The organism is Kushneria sp. Sum13, assembly GCF_052692355.1.
In genome coordinates this window covers 169,491-188,739 of record NZ_CP199847.1, presented here as the reverse complement: position 1 = coordinate 188,739, position 19,249 = coordinate 169,491, and the positions used below count along the sequence as shown (strand labels likewise).

Below are 19,249 nucleotides of genomic sequence, written 5' to 3'. Positions count from 1 at the left end.
AGGTAGAACAAAACCCTCAAAACCATTAAAGTTTACTACTTGAGACATCATTAATTTATGGATGCGGGGGCTTTAGTGGGACAAATAAAATCAGAAGTAAACTCAGGAATTTTATTTGGGCATCCTGATCATAGAGCTTTATTGACGCCCTTTTTAAACGGATTTGATGTAACTTGGGGACGATCTCTTAGAGAGCACAACACTGATTTGCACGTATATTTTTTATTACCCGAGCAGCATTTCAAAGAATCTTATGGGTTCGAAAATGAAGTTCTTTTAGTGTATTCCCCTTACGAAAGACTTGAGCTAAGAACTTTCCAAGCAATTGAAAAAATATTACATTCCTCTCCTGCGAAAGGTCGAGTAGAAACTTTAAGCTATTTCTTGGTGACCGATGTAAGAAATATCGAAGAAGCGATGGAATCTTATGTTGACTCGCGGCAAGATTCAAGAATAGTTATCCCATTCTTCAAAAACGATCTTCTTAATGCAAAACTAAGAGGCGATGACTGGTTTATAAGAAATAGACTAAATAAACATTTTTTTGGCAGAGATCTTTTCAATTACACCTTGCCACTTGTAGATGATGCTTATTTTTTTGGTAGACAAAATTTGCTTATGAGCTATTTAGACTCCATTAGGCAATGCGAAAATAGAGCGATATTTGGCTTAAGAAAAACAGGCAAGACATCTTTCCTATACAAGTTAGGCAGAACTTGTTCAAAAGAAAAAATTGCGAATGTTTTTTATTTTGACTGCAAAGTCCCTCATGTCCGAAAATCAAGATGGAACGAATTACTTTTAGATATAGCAAATGAAATTGCTGAAAAAATAAAAATTAAACTATCTGGTGATTTTAGCGAAAGAACAGCATCAAGAGACTTTGAATATGTTATTAAAGAAGCCCAAAACCAAAAAATAAAAATATTACTTATGCTGGACGAAATAGAATATATTTCTTTTGTTTCACCAGTAGACAAACATTGGAATGAAGATTACATAGATTTTTGGCAAACAATGTGGTCATGCCAGAGTCGCTATAAATGTATATCTTTTATTATTGCAGGAGTTAACCCAACAATCGTAGAAAAAGATTCTATAAATGGCATTCAAAACCCACTCTTTGGAATTGTTCCTCATCAGTATCTTACTGGACTATGCTCTGAAGAAGTGAAGATAATGATAAAAAAACTAGGCAAAAGAATGGGATTGAAGTTTGAATCTGATACTTGTTGTAAAATTCATAATTGGTATGGAGGTCACCCCCTTCTTACAAGACAAGCCTGCAGTAATCTCAATACTTTTTTGAACGGTAAAAATGAAAAACCGATACAAGTCGATGGAAAAAAATTTAATGAACACAAGGGTCAGATAGATAGAGAGTTAGTTTTCTATAGCGACCATGTGATTTCAGAAATCAGGCAATTTTATCCAGAAGAGTATCGTCTACTTGAACTTTTATCTATAGGGGAAGAACTAGAGTTCCGAAAAAAATCTCAAGAATCTCCAGAAATAAAGCACTTAAAAGGATATCAACTAATAAAAGAGGATGGAAAAAACCATATCATAAATATACCTGTGGTAGCTAAAAGAATTGCATTAGAGTCACAGAGATTGGAAGGCAGAGAACTCATATATCCTATCGTCGAAAAAAACCAAAGAGAACCATGGCTAAAAGGTAGAATAGAGCAAATATGCTCGGAAATGCGCGTGCTTGAGAAGTTAATTGAAAAGCATAAAAAGCCGTTTCTTTTTGGCCCCAACTCTTTCCCAGAAGCAGAACAACTTTCAAATATAAACGTAGCTGACACAGCTGAAAATTTTTCTTTTTTTATAAACGCATTAAACCGAAGCTTTGTAGAGTCTATAGAAAGATACGGCAAAAGCAAAAGTGACTCAAAATATTTTTGGGGTACCATTCAAAAAGAGTATATTTTTTTATGGCCTACTTTAGACCGTATCAAGGTCTATAGAAACGAGAGAGACCATCTTCATCTGAATGATCAAGCCTCTACAAAGCTTTTTTCATTTTTAGAAGAAGATTTGGAAAAAAGAGATTTCTCACAACTGGATGGAGCCTATTTCGTTATCCAGCAAAGAATTCTGGATAGATTCTTACTTGCAACGCTAAGAGAAATGGATCAATTTTATTAGTAGATCTTTATGAATAAAAATACTCACAGAAGCTAGAGCACTATACACTTCATAATGCCTCCGACTCCCCTACAATAGGCGCCGGCCGGTCGCTGCCGGCCGTTTGTACACAACAACAGGAACGCGTCATGAAGTCTGCCAACCGGGTGTCACCGCTCAATTTTCTGCGCCTGCATGGGCTGGTCGTCATCCTCTCGCTGCTGGCCGAGTGGATCGGCATTATCAAGATACCGGCCGGGGTCGGGACGCTACTGCTGCTGCCGCTTTTTTATACCTTTGCGCTGGCCATCGTGCTGAACCCGCATCTGACCACCCGATTTCACGCGCTGGTGCCGCCGCGTCTGAGCGCTGCGGCCGCGCCGATCACCCTGATCGCGATCATGCCGTTCATCGCCCGCTTTGGGTCCACCATTGGGCCGGCGACCGATCAGATCGTCAGCGCCGGTCCCGCGCTGATTCTTCAGGAGCTGGGTAACCTGGGCACCATGCTGATCGCCCTGCCCTTTGCCGTGCTGGTGCTGAAGATGGGACGCGAGGCGATCGGGGCGACCTATTCGATAGCGCGGGAGCCCAACATCGCGATCATCTCGGATCGCTACGGCCTCAAGGGCCTCGAAGGCATCGGCGTGATGGGCGTCTATGTGGTCGGCACCATGTTCGGCACCCTCTGGTTTGCGCTGATGGCGGGCTTTCTGGCGTCGATGGATCTGTTTGATCCTCATGCGCTCGCCATGGCCTGCGGCGTGGGCAGTGCCAGCATGGTGGCTGCCTGCTCAGGCGCCCTGACCGAGGCGGTGCCGGCCCTGCGCGAGGAGCTTTTGGCCTTCTCCGGCGCCAGCAATCTACTGACCTATGCCACCGGACTTTATGTGTCGCTGTTTATCGCTCTGCCGGTCGCCGAATGGCTCTATCGTCGCCTGAATGCCAGACGCCAGAAAAAAGGGGGCACGCAGGATTCAACCGAACAGGCAAGCGGCGGCGAACAGGGCGGTGACGCCGTACGCCCCGAGCAGCAGCTGGGCCGTACGGCGCTGACGCTGGCCGCCGTGTGCGTGGTGGGCTGGCTGAGTAATACCATCAGCAGCGGCGAGCTCTGGGGCGCGCTGCCGGGCATGGTGATGCTGTATCTCATGACGCTGGCCGGGCTGGCCGTGACGCGCCTCATGCCCTTCTACCTGCCGGCGGTGGCGTGGGTCTCGCTGATCAGCATTCTGGTGACGCTGCCGTTTTTCCCCGGCAGTGCGTGGCTGGTCGAGCAGCTTTCAGCCGTCAACTTCCTGGCCATCGTGACCCCGGCACTGGGCTATGCCGGCCTGGCCCTGAGCCGGCACGAGTTCGTGATGTTCCGCCGTACCGGCTGGAAGCTGGTGATCGTGTCGCTGCTGGTGTTTACCGGCACCTACCTCGGCTCGGCCGCAGTTGCCCAGCTACTGCTCTGACACTCAAATCACGCATCACGAAAAAGCCCACCGGACGGTGGGCTTTTTTATGCTGCTCCGTCACGATGCCTCCTCCATCGTAATAACGCGCCCGGACGCGCCATCCACCGCCCCTTTTCTGATCGTGCAGAGCACCAGAGCGGCATCCTTGGCTTCAGCCCCAACAGCCCGCTCCCCGCTGGTATTCCAGCTGCCGCTTCTGCCGCAGGTCTGCCAGCCGCCGGTGTGGGACATATGGTTGGAGAGCAGTACCGGCAGCTGATGGCGCCGTGCAATACCTGCAAGCAGCTCGGCATCAACGTCATAGCCGGCTTCGGAAATCAGCGCGCTGACCAGGTACACCTGCGCGTTCCGGACAGCGGCGGCTTCCGCATGGGCAGGGTGGGCAAAATCGGCGCAGATCGCCAGCGCGAGGCGCACGCCGTTGACGGTAAAGAGACACTCCTCATGGCCCGGCGAGCAGTACGCGGCTTCACCCTCATGCAGATGCTGTTTGGCATACAGTGTGCGCTTCCCGTCGGGAAAGCAGATGAGCGCCCCGATGTGGGGCCTGCCGCCGTCGTTGAACAGCGGACAGCCCACGACCACGACCAGGTTGTGGGTCGTGGCAGCATCCGACAGCGTCTCGAACACCTCGGCATCGGATGGCATGGCAAGCGCTTCCAGCAGATCCGGTTCGTAGCCGATCAGCGACAGCTCGGGAAACATCACCACGTCGGCGCCGTGCCGGGCGGCCTGTTCGATGTAACGCAGGTGGGTAGCGAGATTATCTGCCACGGTACCGCGGGTAATCGGCAGCTGCGCCAGAGCAATGGTGATGTCGTGGGTGCTGCCGGTCATATCGATGCCTCTTTTGTGTTGATACCGCCATGAACCGGTGGTGTCAGGCTTTAATAGTGATATCGAAGCTGCGCAATCATCAGCGCGTCGTCTGTCACTTTATAAACAATTCGATGCTCGTCATTGATTCGTCGGGACCAATAACCTGAAAAACCGTGTTTGAGCGGCTCCGGTTTACCCACACCTTCAAATGGCTGGCGCTGAATTTCCTTGATCAGCTTGTTGATACGGCTCAGCACTTTTTTGTCGGTTTTCTGCCAGTACAGGTAGTCCTCCCAGGCGTTTTCGGAAAAAAGAAGCTTCACTCAAGAAGCTCCTTCTCCCGGCCGTCGCCCTGCTCCAGCTCGGCCATGGATTCCAGCAGGCGGCGGGCATTGTTGGGTGAGCGCAGAAGATAGGCCGTTTCCTGCAGGGCTTCGTAGTCTTCCAGCGAGAGCATCACCACCGAAGGTGCCTTGCTGCGCGTGATGATGATGGGTGCGTGGTCTTCACACACCTGCTCCATGGTTTTGGACAGTTGGCCTCTGGCAGCGGTATAGCTGATGGCATCCATAATGCTTTCTCCTGTACAGGATTTTGTACCGTACAGATTATTGTACATACCAATAAAGCGCGCAATGGTTTTTCACTGCTGCCGGTGGTACAGGAATTTTCGAGATACTGACGGCAATGGAAACACCACACACGTCGCCGCCCAGCGCGGTCTCCCACATCCACTGCATCGTGATCAGCTGCTCATCAGCGATAAACGCCGCAAGGCCACGGAATGCCAGCAGGTCCATGAACACATGGGCTTCATGGGGAAAGATGAAACGGGCAAGGGTCACAAGCGAACCGGTGGACATGACAGAACTCCACGAGTGTGGCGGTGGCGCCCAGTGTCGCACGATCATTTTAGCGAACACGAATAAAAACGGCCGACAGAATTGTCGGCCGTATTCTTTATGGCGAAGGATTAGAACGAGTACGTCAGCGTGGAGGTGATGTTCATCGGCTCGCCGTAAACGCCGTAGCCGTCGAGGTAGCTGTAGTACTTCTTGTCGAAGAGGTTACGCACGTTGACCTGCAGCGCCAGATCCTTCGTGAAGGCGTAACGGCCGAAAAGATTGACCAGCGTGTAGCTGCCCTGCTCGACCTTTTCATCGCCCTGTGGCCCGGGCACATCTCGCTCGAAGATATGGCTTTGCCAGTTGAACCCACCGCCCACGGTCAGCGCTTCCCACTGCGGGACACGGTAGCTGGCAAACAGGTTCGCCTGGGTGCGGGGCTGACCCGTGCTGAAGGCACCCTCATCATCTGTCGCGGTGTAGTGGGTAAAACCGGCGGTCATGTCGAGATTGTCAGTTACCGCACCGGTCACTTCAGCATCGAAGCCCTTGCTGACGACACCCTGCGCCGCCGAGTAATAGTTACGCCCGCCACTCAACAGCTGGCCTGCCACTTCACCAACGTTATCCTGCTCGATACGAAATACCGAGAAAGAGGCATTGACCAGACCGTCGTACCAGGCGGCCTTGACGCCGGTTTCATAGTTTTTACCCACGATCGGCTCCAGATAGCTGCCACCAAAATCCAGATAATCCTGCGGCTGGAAGATTTCGGTGTAGCTGGCAAAGGCCGACCAGGTGTCGTTGATGTCGTAAATCAGGCCGCCGTAGGGCGTGACTTCACTCTGGCTCTGACGATCATTGCCTGTACCGTTGGCCCAGCTTCGCCCGGTCCAGTCGGTATAACGCGCGCCGACGATCAGCGTCACTGGATCAGCGAGTGAAAGCCTTGCAGCCGTGTAAACGGATTTCTGCTGGGTGCTGGCGCTTTCGGAAGGAGCAAAACCAGCCCAGTCCGGCTGTGACAGCGAACCATTCCAGTCATTGAAATTGCCCGTATCACCTCCTGACGGATAGGTGTTGGTGACCGGATCGTAACGCCCCTCATAGTCATTGGACTGCTTGCTGTAGCTGCCGCCAAAAACCAGCTCATGCTGGCGCCCCATCAGCTCAAACGGACCGTTGGCATAGGCATCGACCGAATCTACCTTGCGCTCGCCACGATTCCAGCCGGGAAAGACCGATACGCCCTGCCCGGTCGTACGGTCCGGGAACCCGGAAAGATAGGCCAGCTTGCCATCCATATTGGTTTTTTCGTGGGTGACGTTCCCACGCAGCTGCCAGTTGTTGGCAAAATGATGCTCAAGCCCGGCAAACACCTTTTCCGACTCAAACTCATAACGGGACCAGTCCGGTGCCGGGCTGAAAGAGCGGGTGTAATCGGTACGCCCGCCATCGCTGTACCACAGCGGGAAGCCGCCCCAGGTAGGCGAGCTGTTGTGGGTGTTCTGATAGTCATAGCCGACCGAGACGGTGGTGTTCTCGGTGACATCGGCATCAATGATGCCGTAGCCGAAATTTTTGCGGCTGCCGTAGCGGTCCAGATAGCTGTCGCGGTCCTCATAACCGCCGATAAAGCGGGCACGCACGTCGCCGGATTCGGTCAATGGGGTGGTGACATCCACCACGCCGCGCTGCTTGTCCCAGCTGCCCAGCGTGCCGGAGACAGACCCTGTCAGCTCGCGGCTGTCGGCGTGCTTGCGCACGAAGTTGACCGAGGCCCCCGGATTGCCGGCGCCGGTCATCAACCCATTCGCACCGCGCACCACCTCAATCCGATCGTAGATCGCCGTATTGAGTGCCCCTTCGCCGAAATACCAGCGGCCGTCGGTATTGAGCGTCGGGATGCCATCATACTGATAGCTGTTGATATTGAAGCCGCGTGCAAAAAACTGCACCCGATCACTGTCGATACGCCGGACAGAGATGCCCGTGGTGTTCATGAGCGCGTCTTCGATGGTCTCGAGGTTCTGATCCTTCAGGCGCTGCTCGGTCATGATGCTGACCGTCTGCGGGATTTCCTTTGGCGCCAGGTTCATGCGGGTGCCGGCACCGGTAGTGCGCCGGGTATAGCCGATGTTGTCGTAAAGGCTGGTGGCCGTGACGGTGAGGGTATCAATGGTGGCGTCATCGGCCTGAGCCATGACAGGTGACATCAGACAGGCGCCGGTGGTCACGATCGTCAGAACGTGTCGACCGGTACGACGCGGGCGCTGAGAGACAGGCGCACGCCGACCGCAGGATGGCTTTTTCATGGAGTCCCTTGCTGACGCGCCTGGCGCGCCGTTTATAGATGTTATGGACCACGAATTTTGATGAAGCGGTTAATGCAAAGTCAACGTTTATAACAATTATTCTCATTTTCAAGCGAAAAACTATCGCATCGTCACAGCCTGAGCTGATCGAAACCCAATGACATGCCTACTCCGTTAACTTTTTAGAAATTTGAAGTTAACCAGTGAGACTGGCAAGGTAGCCGTTATCTTTTAAAACCCATCAGGTTAACCGCGCCATGCCCATCTCCGATCACGGTTCTCCCCGAGCCGAACATTACCGTCACGACTGGCAGCGTCACGAGATCGAAGCGCTGCTCAATCTGCCCTTCAACGATCTGCTGTTTCGGGCACAGAGCGTGCATCGCCAGCACTTTGATCCCAACGCCGTGCAGATCTCGACGCTTTTGTCGATCAAGACCGGCGCCTGCCCGGAGGACTGCAAGTACTGCCCGCAGTCAGGTCACTACAACACCGGCCTTGAACGCGAAAAGCTGATGCAGGTCGAGGCCGTGCTGGAGGAAGCGCGCCGGGCGAAGGCCGTAGGGGCAAGCCGTTTCTGCATGGGCGCGGCCTGGAAAAACCCGCGGGCAAAAGACATGCCGTATGTGCTGGAGATGGTGCGCGGCGTGCGCGCCATGGGGCTGGAAACCTGCATGACGCTGGGCATGCTGACCCGGGATCAGGCCGAGGCGCTCGAGGATGCCGGGCTTGATTACTACAACCACAATCTGGACACCTCACCGGAGTACTACGGCGAGATCATCACCACTCGCACCTACGCCGACCGGCTGGAGACGCTCGATCACGTGCGTCAGGCCGGCATGAAGATCTGCTCCGGCGGCATCCTGGGCATGGGCGAGAGCGTCAACGACCGCGCGGGGCTGTTGCAGCAGCTCGCCAACCTGCCGGTCCATCCGGAAAGCGTGCCGATCAACATGCTGATCCGCATCGAAGGCACACCGCTTGCGCACGTCGAGGATCTTGACCCTATCGAGTTCGTGCGCACCATCGCGGTCGCGCGCATTCTGATGCCCGCCTCCCACGTGCGCCTGGCCGCCGGGCGCGAGCTGATGAGCGATGACACTCAGGCCCTGGCCTTTTTAGCCGGCGCCAACTCGATCTTCTATGGCGAGCGGCTGTTGACGGCGCAGAACCCGCAGGCCGATCACGACCAACGCCTGTTCAAGCGGCTGGGGCTTTACCCGGAGCCGCGACACGATGTCGATGACGCCACCCATGAGGCGGTGCTCAACGACCGGATTCGCCAGGCACGGATCAAGGCTATGACCACCGATGCCGCCGCGCATTGAGAAGGTCTTCGAGATGAACGCTTCTGACATGACGGCCTTTGAAACGACCCTTCACCATCGCCTCGAGCAGCAAAAAGCGGCCGGGCGTTACCGCCAGCGTCGCAGCCAGTGCGATGCCGGCGTCCGTACCCGCATCGATGGCCGGGACATGCTGACCTTTTGCAGCAACGATTATCTGGGGCTGGCCACGCATCCGCGTGTGGTCGAGGCCTTGTGTGACGGCGCGCGTCGCCATGGCGCCGGCGGTGGCGCCTCGCATCTGGTCAACGGCCATCAGGAGATCCATGACCGGCTGGAAGCGCACCTGGCGCAGTGGACCGGGCGTGAACGGGCGCTGTTGTTCTCCAGCGGCTACCAGGCCAACCTGGGGGTGATCTCGGCGCTGATGTCCCGCGGCGGCCATGTTGTTCATGACCGGCTCAACCACGCCTCGCTGCTGGATGGCACACGCCAGTCAGGCGCCCGCCTTCATCGCTTTGATCATGGCGACGTCTCGATGGCCACGCAGATACTGGCCGAACTTTCGCCGGAATCCTCCCGGCTGCTGGTCAGCGATGGGGTCTTCAGCATGGATGGCGACAGCGCGGATATAGCGGCGCTGGCCGTGCTGGCACAGCGTCATGACGTTCCACTGATGATCGACGACGCGCACGGTCTCGGCGTGCTGGGCGCCTCAGGTGCCGGTACGCTGGAGGCGCAGAATGTGGGGGCTGACCGAGTGCCCATTCTGGTGGGCACGCTGGGCAAGGCACTGGGCACCCAGGGTGCCTTTGTAGCCGGCAGCCACACGCTGATTGAGGCCCTGATCCAGTTTGCCCGCCCGTTCGTCTATACCACCAGTCTCTCACCGGCACTGGCCGCGGCCACCCTGGCCGCGCTGGATATCGTGCAGACCGAGCCTGAACGACGCCGCCACCTTCACCGTCTGATCCAGCGCTTTCGCCAGGAGCTGACCGGGCTGGCGCTGCCCGGCATCACGCTGATGCCCTCCGAGACGCCCATTCAACCGCTGTTGATTGGCGGCGAGCAGGCAGCGATGGCACTGTCCGAACGTCTGCATGAAGAAGGTATCCTGTGTACTGCCATCCGCCCACCCACGGTGCCACCGGGGCAATCACGGCTGCGCGTGACGCTGTCGGCGGCCCACGCCGATGCAGACCTGGATCGACTGCTCTGCGCTCTTGAGCGCTGCTGTCGGACAGCAAACTCATGATGCCCGCCGCTCCAACCCTGATCCTGCTGCCCGGATGGGCCATGGCTCCTTCGGCACTGGCCCCGCTGGCTGCGGCACTCAAGGCGCCACTGCCCGACTGGACCATCGAATGCGCGACACTGCCCTCACTGGACGACGATACCCTTGAGGTATGGCTCGATGAGCTGGATGACCGGCTGCCCGATCACGCGTGGCTGGCCGGCTGGTCACTGGGCGGCATGCTGGCCATTGCCCTGTCCGCCCGGCGTGGGTCGCGCTGTCCCGGCGTCATGACCCTGGGCAGCAATGCCAGCTTCATCACCCGCCGGGACTGGGGCTGTGCCCTGCCCTCGGCCACGCTGGCGGCCTTTCGAGCCCGCTGGGCAAGCGCCCCCGAGAAGACCCTGTCGCGCTTTATGGCGCTCATTGCTCGCGGCACCACGCCGCTCTATCCGATGATCCGCCAGCTTGAGGCCCATGCGATGACCATGAGCGTCGAGCAGGCGCTGGCCGGACTCTCGCTGCTTCAACACATCGATCTGCGTTCACATCTGACGCGCGCCTCATGCCCCGGGCTGCATCTTTTTGCCGAATTTGACGCTCTGGCCCCCGTCAGCGCCTGTACCGCCATCAGCGAGCGCCTACCCGAGAACAGCAGGGTTCATCAGCTTTCTGACACCGGTCACGCTTTCCCGCTGGAGCATCCCGAACAGTGCGCCCGACGCATGGCGGCCTTTATCGAGTGGCACGGCAGGAGAAGCGCGCATGACTGCTGAAGCGGCACCGACCCTGAAACACCGCATCGCCGAGTGCTTTTCAAAAGCCGCGCCCCATTACGATGACCACGCCGGGCTCCAGCGCGACGTGGCCAATGTACTGCTGAACGCCCTTCCGGTGGGTCAAGCGCCGAGGCATCTGGTGGATGTCGGCTGCGGCACCGGATACGTCACCCGCGGGCTGCGCGAGCGCTACCCCGGCGCGCTGGTGACAGGCGTGGACCCGGCCCTCGGCATGCTCGAGACCGCCGCCCGCCGCCACGGCCATGACCGGCTGTGCTGGCAGCTCGGCGACGCCGAGTACCTGCCTTTTGAGGGCGCCAGTCTGGACATGGTGGTCTCAAGTCTTGCCATCCAGTGGTGCCCCTCACCCGCCGGGTTTCTTCAGGAGGCCGAACGCACGCTGCGTCCGGGCGGATGGCTCGCCTTTACCACCCTGCTCGACGGCAGTCTTGCCGAGCTGAAAACCGCTCTGGCCACGCTGGACGATTGCCCCCGGGGCAATGCGTTCATCACGCCTGAGGCGCTCTCGGCGCAGCTGCAGGCAAGCCGGCTGACCGAACGCACCCTGAACTGCACCGATTACCGGGTATTTCATGACAGCGGCGTAGAGAGCCTGCGGGCGCTGAAGGCCGTCGGGGCGGCGACGCCCGATAGACCGTCCCGCCACGGCCTGATGAGCCGCCGACGCTGGGCCTGCATGACGCAAACGCTGGAGCGCTTTCGCAGGCCGGAAGGCTTGCCCACCACCTATCGGGTCGCTTTTGTGGTGATGCAAAAGCCCGATGGTTTCTCCCATGACGGATCGATCCCCTGACATGACCCCTGCCGCCTTTTTCGTGACCGGCACCGATACCGATGCCGGCAAGACCCTGATTGCCTCGACACTTTTGTATGCCGCCCGCACCAGGGGGCTGAGCACCGCCGCCGGCAAGCCCGTGGCCTCCGGCAGTGAGCGCACCTCACAGGGTCTGCGCAACGCCGATGCCCTGGCCCTGCAGGCCCAGTGCGAGCCTGCGCTTTCCTACGATGCGGTCAATCCAGCGGCGTTTGAACCGGCCATTGCACCGCATATTGCGGCCAGTGAGGCCCATGTCGAGCTATCGGTGGCCGCCCTTCTGGCACCCATGCAGACGCTGCTCGCCCAAAAGGCCGATTTGACCCTGATCGAAGGCGCCGGCGGCTGGCGCGTGCCCTTGAACGATGAAGCGTCGCTCTGCGATCTGGCCGTGGCGCTGGATCTGCCGGTCATTCTGGTGGTCGGTGTGCGGCTCGGCGCCATCAATCACGCCCGGCTGACCCTAGAGGCCATCGAGCGTGATGGATTAAGCGTCGCCGGCTGGGTCGCCAACGTCATCGATGACCGCACTGCCCGGCTGGAGGAGAACCTGGCAACGCTTGAGCACTGGCTGAGCCGGCGCGGCGGCATTCCCTGTCTGGGGGTGGTGCCACACCTTGCGGACCCGACCCCGGAGCGGGCCGGTTTTTATCTTGATATCACTCCTCTGGTTGGAACCTCATGAACGATAACGCCACATGGATGCAGCGCGATCTCGCCAGCCTCTGGCATCCCTGCACGCAGATGAAGGACCACGAAACCCTGCCGGTCACCCCCATTCGCTCGGGCAAGGGGGTGTGGCTCGAGGATTTCGAAGGCAAGCGCTACCTGGACGCCATCAGTTCCTGGTGGGTCAATATCCTCGGTCACGCCAACGAGCGCATCAATGACCGGATCAAGACTCAGCTGGACACGCTTGAGCATGTGATTCTCTCGGGTTTTACCCATCAGCCGGTGATCGAACTCTCCGAGCGGCTGGGCCGGCTGGCACCCGAAGGTCTGGGCCACTGCTTTTATGCCGACAACGGCTCGTCGGCCATCGAGGTGGCGCTGAAGATGAGCTATCACTACTGGCACAACCAGGGGCGGCCGGAGAAGCGGCGCTTTCTGACCATCACCAACGGCTATCACGGCGAGACGCTGGGCGCGCTGTCCGTGGGCGATGTGGCGATTTTCACCGACACCTATCGCTCGCTGCTGCTGGATGTCATCAAGGTGCCGGCGCCGGATGGCTTCGGTCTGCCGCGTGATCAGTGGGTCGATCAGGCCCGGGCGGCCTTTGCCCACATGGAGGCCGCGCTCGAGCGTCATGGTGATGAACTGGCCGCCGTGATTGTCGAGCCGCTGATCCAGTGTGCCGGCGGCATGCGCATGTACCCGCCGCAGTATCTGACCTGGCTGCGCGAAGCGTGCGATCGACACAACGTGCAGCTGATATTTGATGAAATTGCCGTCGGCTTCGGGCGTACCGGCACGATGTTCGCCTGCGAGCAGGCCGGCGTGCGTCCGGACTACCTGTGTCTGTCCAAGGCGATCACCGGCGGCTATCTGCCGCTGTCGGTGGTGATGACCACCGATGAGATCTACGCCGCCTTCTATGACGACTACTCAACGCTGCGAGCCTTTTTGCACTCGCACAGCTACACCGGCAATCCGCTGGCCTGTGCCGCGGCGCTGGCCACGCTCGATATTCTGGAAGATGACGATGTCATCGCGGCCAATCGAATAAAGGCGGCACACATCGAGCAGGTCACGGCACCGCTGAGCGAACACCCGCACGTCGGCGATGTGCGCCAGACCGGCATGGTGGTCGCCATCGAGATGGTGAAGGACAGGGCGACCCTTGAGCCCTATGACTTTCGCGAACGTCGCGGGCTCAAGGTCTTTCAACACGCCATGTCTCGCGGCGCCATGCTGCGCCCGCTGGGCAACGTCATCTACTGGATGCCACCCTACGTGATCACCCCTGAGGAAATCGACTTTCTCGGTGACGTGACCCGCGAAGGGCTGGAGATAGCGACCGGGCAGTAGCACCAAAAACAGGATTCGCGGAGCGCCACCCCCGGCCCCGCCGCGACATTCCCCCTCACGTTCTCGGGCCATTACACCATTGGTCGGCAGGGCACCGTCCGGGTTCGACAGTCGAACCCGGGCTCACTACTATCGAAATAATAAAGATCAGAACAGCGGCCGCAGGCAGGCGTCAGCTCACAGCGATGGTGATCACCGCAGGGTCGAGGCTTTCGAAGGCGGCATAACAAAAAAGACGATCACGTCACACCATCGGTGGTAGACAGATGTCCGATAAAAAGACAGCGCGCGACGCAGACCGGAAGGCAGAAAACCAAAGCGCCGAAGATCGGAATGCAGAAGACCCGAATGGAGAAAAAAAGGAAGACGCGCTGGAGCGCGCCTCGACCAGAAGCGAACAGGAGCAGATTGCCCAGCCCTGGTCGCATGAGGAGCAGGCCGAAAGCGGCGAGGCCGAAGAGCGCAGCCTCAGTACCAAACGTCTGTTCGTGCTCGGGCTGGCCGCACTGGGCGTCTCCTACGGTGATATAGGCACAAGTCCTCTCTATGCCCTGCGCGAGTGTTTTCGCGGCTCAAGCAATCTGGTGCCCAGCGATGCCAACGTGATGGGCATTCTGTCGCTGATTTTCTGGGCGCTGATTCTAGTGGTCTCGACCAAATACATGCTGTTCGTCACGCGGGCCAACAATAATGGCGAGGGTGGCATGCTCGCGCTGGTCGCCCTGCTCAATCCGTGGCGCAGGAATGCCGGTCGGCATTCGAAGTTTCTGCTTCAGCTTGGCGTATTCGGCACCGCACTCCTCTATGGCAGTTTCATGCTCACCCCGGCGATCTCGGTGTCCAGCGCGGTAGAAGGCCTGAACGTGGCCACCACCATTTTCGAACCCTATGTGATCCCGATCACCATCGTGATTCTTGTCCTGCTGTTTGCGATCCAGTCGCGCGGCACCGAAACGGTCGGGCGTTTCTTTGGGCCGGTGATGATCGTGTGGTTTCTGACCCTTGCCCTGCTCGGCGTCTACGGCATTGCGCACGAGCCGAGCGTGCTCAAGGCGATCAATCCGCTGCGGGCGGTGGAGTTTTTCACCCTCAACCGCTGGACGGGCTTTGTGGTGCTGGGGGCGGTCTTTCTGGTGGTGACCGGCGGCGAGGCAATGTATGCCGACATGGGGCATTTTGGCCGACGCCCGATCCAGCTGGCCTGGTTCGGGCTGGTCCTGCCGGCGCTGCTGCTCAACTATTACGGCCAGGGCGCGATGCTGATCCATTCACAGGGTCAGTCCGCCGCCCAGCCGTTTTATAACCTTGCCCCGGACTGGGCGCTTTATCCGCTGGTGGTGCTGTCTACGGTGGCCACCGTGATCGCCTCGCAGGCGGTCATTTCAGGGGCCTTTTCGCTGACCCGCCAGGCCGTTCAGCTCGGCCAGCTGCCACCGATGCGGCTGTTTCAGACCTCATCCGAGGAGTACGGCCAGATCTATGTGCCCACGCTGAACTGGCTGCTGATGCTGGCGACCATCGGTCTCGTACTGGGGTTTCGCACCTCGACAAACCTGGCCTGGGCGTACGGCGTGGGCATCTCCTTTGCGATGACGATCACCACGATTCTCGCCTTTTTCATCATGCGTGAGCGCTGGCAGTGGTCAATGTGGGTGGCCGGGCCCATTACCGTGGCCTTTTTACTGGTCGATCTGCCGTTTTTCGGCGCCAACCTGCTCAAGGTACCGCACGGCGGCTGGTTCCCGGTGCTGACCGCAGTGGTCATGTTCACACTGATGGGCACCTGGCGGCGCGGCGGCGAACTGCTGCGCAAACGGCTCGCACATGATGAAGCGCAGCACGATGAAGAACAGGATCCGCTCAAGGACTTCGTGGCCGAACTGGCCACCAGCGAGACGATCCGTGTCGAAGGCACCGCGATTTTTTTGACCGGCAGCGATGCCGGCACCCTGCCAATGCTCCAGCATCATCTGCAACACAATCGCGTGCTGCACGAACGCGTGCTGCTGCTGACGGTGCGCACCGAGGATTCACCGCGGATCCCGGCCGCCGAGCGACTCGAGATCGATGATCTCGGCCAGGGCGTTTACCGGGTCATCGTGCGCTACGGATTCATGCAGACCCCCAACGTGCCGGTGGCCGTGCGTTTCGCCGAACACTTCGGCATCGAGGTGGACATGGAACAGGCCACTTTCTATGTCGGCCGGGCCACCATCATCCCCACCGACGAGGTGGAGGGCATGATGCTCTGGCGCGAGAAGCTTTTTGCCTTCATGTCACGCAACGCCATCCAGCCTACGTCGTACTACAAGGTGCCGCCGCAGCGGGTGGTCGAACTCGGGTTGCGCGTGGAGATCTGATCGGCGTCGCGTCGGTCAGTGGCCGTCCCTACCAGTGATAGCGCAGCGTGGTCAAAACGGATCGACCATCGCCGTAGAAGCCACTATTGCTGACGTTGTCGACGTAGGTCAGATAGTCCCGATCAAACAGGTTGGTGACGTTAACGGCCAGATCCACATTCTCGGTGAGATCGTAACGGGCCATGGCATCGACCAGCGTATAGGAAGCGGCCTTGTCGCTGTTTTCATCGTCGACCCAGGTGTCGCCGACAAAGCGGGTGCCCAGCCCCAGGGTCAGATCACCGCGGGTGCTGTCGCCGGGGATCGTATAGTCGGCCCATACCGAGGCGATGTGGCGCGGCACCAGCATCGGGCGATTGCCCTCGTTGCCGGTCAGGCCGTCTTCCTTGATCTCGGGATCCCAGTACGAATACGCCGCCGTCATGTTGAGCCGGTCGTTGAGGGCCAGCTTGCCTTCAAGCTCGAGTCCGCGAACGTTGATTTCACCGACCTGGCGATAAATGCTCGGTGTTACCTGTTTGGTGACGTTTTCCTGGGTGAGATCGAACGCGGCCAGTGTCACCAGTGCATTGTCGGTCGGACGATATTTCACGCCGACCTCATACTGTCGCCCCTCCTCGGGCTCGGCGCTGCCCACGATCAGACTGCGGCTTGAAGGTGGCTGGAAGGACTCCGAATAGTTGGTGTACAGCGACAGGTTCTCCAGTGCCTTCCAGGTCAGACCGGCCCGTTTGGTAAAGGCGTAATCACTGTATGTCGCATCAGCCGTGTCTGTTTTGATCTCGTCGTAGCGACCGCCCAGCGTCACGATCCAGCGATCATCGAAGGTCAGCTCTTCCTGTAAATAGGTGCCGCGTGACAGCTGTTTCTGGCGAAAGTCAGAGGGCGCACCCAGCGTCACGCAGGCATCGCCGCAATAGCGCGGATTGCTGATATCGATCCCGCCGGCGCTGCCAAAGCGGGAGCGCTCGTCGACCTCATCGTTGTTGTAATCAAACCCTGCCAGGGTCCGGGTCCTGATGCCCTCAAACTCGTGATCAAACTGCAGCTGGTTGTCGATGGCGTACTGATCGCGCTCGCCGGCGACCACATAGGCATCTCGACGGTCGGCCGGATCGGCATCGCTGAGATAGACGTGCCGGTAGTCCATGTCCAGATGGGTATAGCGGGCGTTCTGACGAAAGGTCAGCCCGTTCTGGAAATTGTGCTCGAACAGATAGCCGACATTGCGCTCGAAGCGATCCATATCGTTGAAATCGGGCTCGCCGAGAAAGGTTTCCGGATCGATATTTGAACCGATCGGAATGGCATGCGAGGTATTGCCGCGACGCTTGTTGAAATCGGCGAGAAACGTCAGCGAGGTGTTGTCATCGGGCTTCCAGGTCAGGGCCGGTGCAAAATAGAAACGGTCATCACGGGTCTCGTCGGCACTGAGCTCGGCATCCTGCCATTTGGTGGTGATGCGATAGGTCCACTCGCCGGCCTGATCGATCGGGCCACCAAAGTCGGCTGCGGTCTCGGTGTGGTCATCGCCCAGCGTGGTGTAGACCTCGCCGAAATCGTAATCAAGCGGGCGTTTGGTGATCGCATTGACCATGCCCCCCGGCGCGTTGAGGCCAAACAGCGTCGAGGTCGACCCCTTGAGGATATCGATGCGCTGCAGACCGTACGGCTCGAGCTTGCCGCCGGTAAAGTTGACTGTGCGGCGGCTCAGTCCGTCCCGATAGGTACCGGCCGAGGTGCCGTCAAAACCACGAATCATGAAGTAGTCATAGCGGTCATCACCGCCGTATTGATCCACCGCCACGCCTGCCGTATAGCCGATCGCCTGCTCAAGGCTCTGCACGTTGCGCGTGCGCATCTCTTCTTCGGTGACGGTCGAGACGCTATTGGAAAGATCGAGCACCTCGGTATCGGTTTTGGAGCCGGTCATGGTGCGACGCGCCACAATGGAGCTGTCCGGTCCGGCCGCGCTGTCGGGTACGGCGGCCGCCTCGACCGTCATCGTTTCAAGTGCAGCAGTGCCATTATCCTGCGCCATGGCCGTCGTGGTCGACAGCAGGGCCGCGGAGGCGGCCATGAATGTTCCCAGAAAATAGCCACGAGAAACCGGTGTAAGGTGAATACTTCTCGCCAAAGCGCGCGATGACGTTGTCATGATGTCCCTTGCCGATGCGTTTGACGCACCCGTTATTAATATTAAAAAGCGAAGGGATTCTGAGAAGCCACTCAACCAAAGTCAATAATAATCATTCTCAAATAAGAAGATGGCTTTTAATTTGTCTCATTGGCAGTATCGAAACGACTGTCCCGAACATTTGGGATTTCCCGGCTCAAACCCCGGGGGCATTACAGACAAAAGCCCTGACAGGACCATGACATGTCACGACTTCTCCTGCTGAGCAGCGCCATGGCCGGTGATACCGGCTATCTGGCCTGGACACGCCCTCTGATCAAGGACTTTCTGAGCGTTCATCCTGTAAGGATCACGCGCGCGCTGTTTATCCCCCACGCCGGAGTCAGTAAAGGTTTCGACACCTATCTGGACCACGTCCGCGCCGCGCTTGATCTCGGCGACATCACGCTGGACAGCCTGCATGACAGCGACGACCCCGAATCGGCGATCCGCCGTGCCGAGGCGCTGATCGTGGGCGGTGGCAATACCTTTGCACTGGTCAGCCGGCTTTACGACCTAAATCTGATGGATGTCATTCGCAAGCGCGTGGGTGAGGGCCTGCCCTATATTGGCTGGAGTGCCGGTGCCAACCTGGCAGGCCCAACCCTGTGCACCACCAATGACATGCCGATTGTCGAGCCTCCGAGCTTTCGAACCCTTGAGCTGGTGCCCTTTCAGATCAACCCTCACTTCATCGTCGACAAGAGCGCCGGACACCACGGCGAGAGCCGGGAAGAGCGCCTGATAGAGTATCTGGCGCTTAATCCGGGCATGCAGGTGGTGGCCCTGCCGGAAGGCACGGCCCTGCGCCAGGAAGGCGAGCACTTCGAACTGCTCGGTAACCGGGACGCCTGGCTGTTGACCCATCAGGGCACCCGGGCCCTTCAGGCAGGACAGGCCTGCGACGGCCTGCGTGGATCGGAGGGCACAGGAGACGACCCCAAAGCGCCGTGAATCCTGTGGTAATGCG

The 19,249-nt window shown here is 58.1% G+C and carries 16 protein-coding genes; 10 read left to right on the top strand and 6 right to left on the bottom strand.

The features are described from left to right. Positions 1-57: 57 nt before the first annotated feature. Positions 58-2,154 (top strand): hypothetical protein, encoded by a 2,097-nt coding sequence (locus ACUN8C_RS00855; protein WP_445620503.1) that lies wholly within the window; start codon positions 58-60, stop codon positions 2,152-2,154. 128 nt (positions 2,155-2,282) lie between these two features. After that, positions 2,283-3,593, top strand: a complete 1,311-nt coding sequence (locus ACUN8C_RS00850) for a DUF3100 domain-containing protein (RefSeq protein WP_445620502.1) — start codon at positions 2,283-2,285, stop codon at positions 3,591-3,593. A gap of 60 nt (positions 3,594-3,653) precedes the next feature. Here ACUN8C_RS00850 and ACUN8C_RS00845 read toward each other — a convergent pair whose 3' ends face one another. From ACUN8C_RS00845 to fhuE, 5 genes are all read right to left on the bottom strand, one after another. After that, positions 3,654-4,433 (bottom strand): carbon-nitrogen hydrolase family protein, encoded by a 780-nt coding sequence (locus ACUN8C_RS00845; RefSeq protein ID WP_445620501.1) that lies wholly within the window; start codon positions 4,431-4,433, stop codon positions 3,654-3,656. Between the two features lie 50 nt (positions 4,434-4,483). Then, on the bottom strand, positions 4,484-4,738 hold the full coding sequence (locus tag ACUN8C_RS00840; RefSeq protein WP_445620500.1) for a Txe/YoeB family addiction module toxin: 255 nt from the start codon (positions 4,736-4,738) through the stop codon (positions 4,484-4,486). Continuing rightward, positions 4,735-4,986, bottom strand: coding sequence for a type II toxin-antitoxin system Phd/YefM family antitoxin (locus ACUN8C_RS00835; protein ID WP_445620499.1), 252 nt, complete (start codon positions 4,984-4,986; stop codon positions 4,735-4,737). Before ACUN8C_RS00835 ends, ACUN8C_RS00840 begins: the two co-directional genes overlap by 4 nt. A 37-nt stretch (positions 4,987-5,023) precedes the next feature. Further along, on the bottom strand, positions 5,024-5,278 hold the full coding sequence (locus ACUN8C_RS00830) for a hypothetical protein (RefSeq protein WP_445620498.1): 255 nt from the start codon (positions 5,276-5,278) through the stop codon (positions 5,024-5,026). 110 nt (positions 5,279-5,388) lie between these two features. Beyond that, complete coding sequence (gene fhuE, locus ACUN8C_RS00825) at positions 5,389-7,575, bottom strand: ferric-rhodotorulic acid/ferric-coprogen receptor FhuE (protein WP_445620497.1); 2,187 nt, start codon at positions 7,573-7,575, stop codon at positions 5,389-5,391. A gap of 257 nt (positions 7,576-7,832) precedes the next feature. Here fhuE and bioB point away from each other — a divergent pair, with 257 nt between their 5' ends. From bioB to ACUN8C_RS00790, 7 genes are all read left to right on the top strand, one after another. Next, the gene (gene bioB, locus ACUN8C_RS00820) at positions 7,833-8,906 is read left to right on the top strand and encodes a biotin synthase BioB (RefSeq protein ID WP_445620496.1); all 1,074 of its coding nucleotides are present in this window, start codon (positions 7,833-7,835) and stop codon (positions 8,904-8,906) included. A gap of 13 nt (positions 8,907-8,919) precedes the next feature. After that, on the top strand, positions 8,920-10,119 hold the full coding sequence (bioF, locus tag ACUN8C_RS00815; RefSeq protein ID WP_445620495.1) for an 8-amino-7-oxononanoate synthase: 1,200 nt from the start codon (positions 8,920-8,922) through the stop codon (positions 10,117-10,119). After that, a complete protein-coding gene (locus ACUN8C_RS00810) occupies positions 10,116-10,874 on the top strand; it encodes an alpha/beta fold hydrolase (RefSeq protein WP_445620494.1) in 759 nt (252 codons plus the stop codon). The genes bioF and ACUN8C_RS00810 overlap by 4 nt, the downstream gene beginning before the upstream one ends. After that, entirely contained in the window at positions 10,864-11,691 is an 828-nt protein-coding gene (gene bioC, locus ACUN8C_RS00805; protein WP_445620493.1) for a malonyl-ACP O-methyltransferase BioC, read from the top strand. The genes ACUN8C_RS00810 and bioC overlap by 11 nt, the downstream gene beginning before the upstream one ends. Then, complete coding sequence (gene bioD / locus ACUN8C_RS00800) at positions 11,672-12,397, top strand: dethiobiotin synthase (RefSeq protein WP_445620492.1); 726 nt, start codon at positions 11,672-11,674, stop codon at positions 12,395-12,397. The genes bioC and bioD overlap by 20 nt, the downstream gene beginning before the upstream one ends. Beyond that, the gene (locus tag ACUN8C_RS00795) at positions 12,394-13,743 is read left to right on the top strand and encodes an adenosylmethionine--8-amino-7-oxononanoate transaminase (protein ID WP_445620491.1); all 1,350 of its coding nucleotides are present in this window, start codon (positions 12,394-12,396) and stop codon (positions 13,741-13,743) included. Before bioD ends, ACUN8C_RS00795 begins: the two co-directional genes overlap by 4 nt. Positions 13,744-14,009: 266 nt before the next feature. Continuing rightward, positions 14,010-16,103, top strand: a complete 2,094-nt coding sequence (locus tag ACUN8C_RS00790; protein WP_445620490.1) for a potassium transporter Kup — start codon at positions 14,010-14,012, stop codon at positions 16,101-16,103. Positions 16,104-16,131: 28 nt separating this feature from the next. Here the strand turns inward: ACUN8C_RS00790 and ACUN8C_RS00785 are convergent, their stop codons facing one another. Continuing rightward, on the bottom strand, positions 16,132-18,183 hold the full coding sequence (locus ACUN8C_RS00785; RefSeq protein ID WP_445620489.1) for a TonB-dependent siderophore receptor: 2,052 nt from the start codon (positions 18,181-18,183) through the stop codon (positions 16,132-16,134). Positions 18,184-18,483: 300 nt separating this feature from the next. Here ACUN8C_RS00785 and pepE point away from each other — a divergent pair, with 300 nt between their 5' ends. Further along, entirely contained in the window at positions 18,484-19,233 is a 750-nt protein-coding gene (gene pepE, locus ACUN8C_RS00780; RefSeq protein ID WP_445620488.1) for a dipeptidase PepE, read from the top strand. Positions 19,234-19,249 lie beyond the last annotated feature (16 nt).

Bases quoted from the DNA above. Each gene is read 5' to 3' on its own strand.
- ACUN8C_RS00785 (WP_445620489.1), bottom strand. From the start codon at position 18,183: ATGGCCGCCTCCGCGGCCCTGCTGTCGACCACGACGGCCATGGCGCAG.
- bioF (WP_445620495.1), top strand. From the start codon at position 8,920: ATGAACGCTTCTGACATGACGGCCTTTGAAACGACCCTTCACCATCGC.
- ACUN8C_RS00845 (WP_445620501.1), bottom strand. From the start codon at position 4,433: ATGACCGGCAGCACCCACGACATCACCATTGCTCTGGCGCAGCTGCCG.
- ACUN8C_RS00850 (WP_445620502.1), top strand. From the start codon at position 2,283: ATGAAGTCTGCCAACCGGGTGTCACCGCTCAATTTTCTGCGCCTGCAT.
- ACUN8C_RS00790 (WP_445620490.1), top strand. From the start codon at position 14,010: ATGTCCGATAAAAAGACAGCGCGCGACGCAGACCGGAAGGCAGAAAAC.
- ACUN8C_RS00835 (WP_445620499.1), bottom strand. From the start codon at position 4,986: ATGGATGCCATCAGCTATACCGCTGCCAGAGGCCAACTGTCCAAAACC.
- bioD (WP_445620492.1), top strand. From the start codon at position 11,672: ATGACGGATCGATCCCCTGACATGACCCCTGCCGCCTTTTTCGTGACC.
- bioB (WP_445620496.1), top strand. From the start codon at position 7,833: ATGCCCATCTCCGATCACGGTTCTCCCCGAGCCGAACATTACCGTCAC.
- ACUN8C_RS00810 (WP_445620494.1), top strand. From the start codon at position 10,116: ATGATGCCCGCCGCTCCAACCCTGATCCTGCTGCCCGGATGGGCCATG.
- bioC (WP_445620493.1), top strand. From the start codon at position 10,864: ATGACTGCTGAAGCGGCACCGACCCTGAAACACCGCATCGCCGAGTGC.
- ACUN8C_RS00830 (WP_445620498.1), bottom strand. From the start codon at position 5,278: ATGTCCACCGGTTCGCTTGTGACCCTTGCCCGTTTCATCTTTCCCCAT.
- ACUN8C_RS00855 (WP_445620503.1), top strand. From the start codon at position 58: ATGGATGCGGGGGCTTTAGTGGGACAAATAAAATCAGAAGTAAACTCA.
- pepE (WP_445620488.1), top strand. From the start codon at position 18,484: ATGTCACGACTTCTCCTGCTGAGCAGCGCCATGGCCGGTGATACCGGC.
- fhuE (WP_445620497.1), bottom strand. From the start codon at position 7,575: ATGAAAAAGCCATCCTGCGGTCGGCGTGCGCCTGTCTCTCAGCGCCCG.
- ACUN8C_RS00795 (WP_445620491.1), top strand. From the start codon at position 12,394: ATGAACGATAACGCCACATGGATGCAGCGCGATCTCGCCAGCCTCTGG.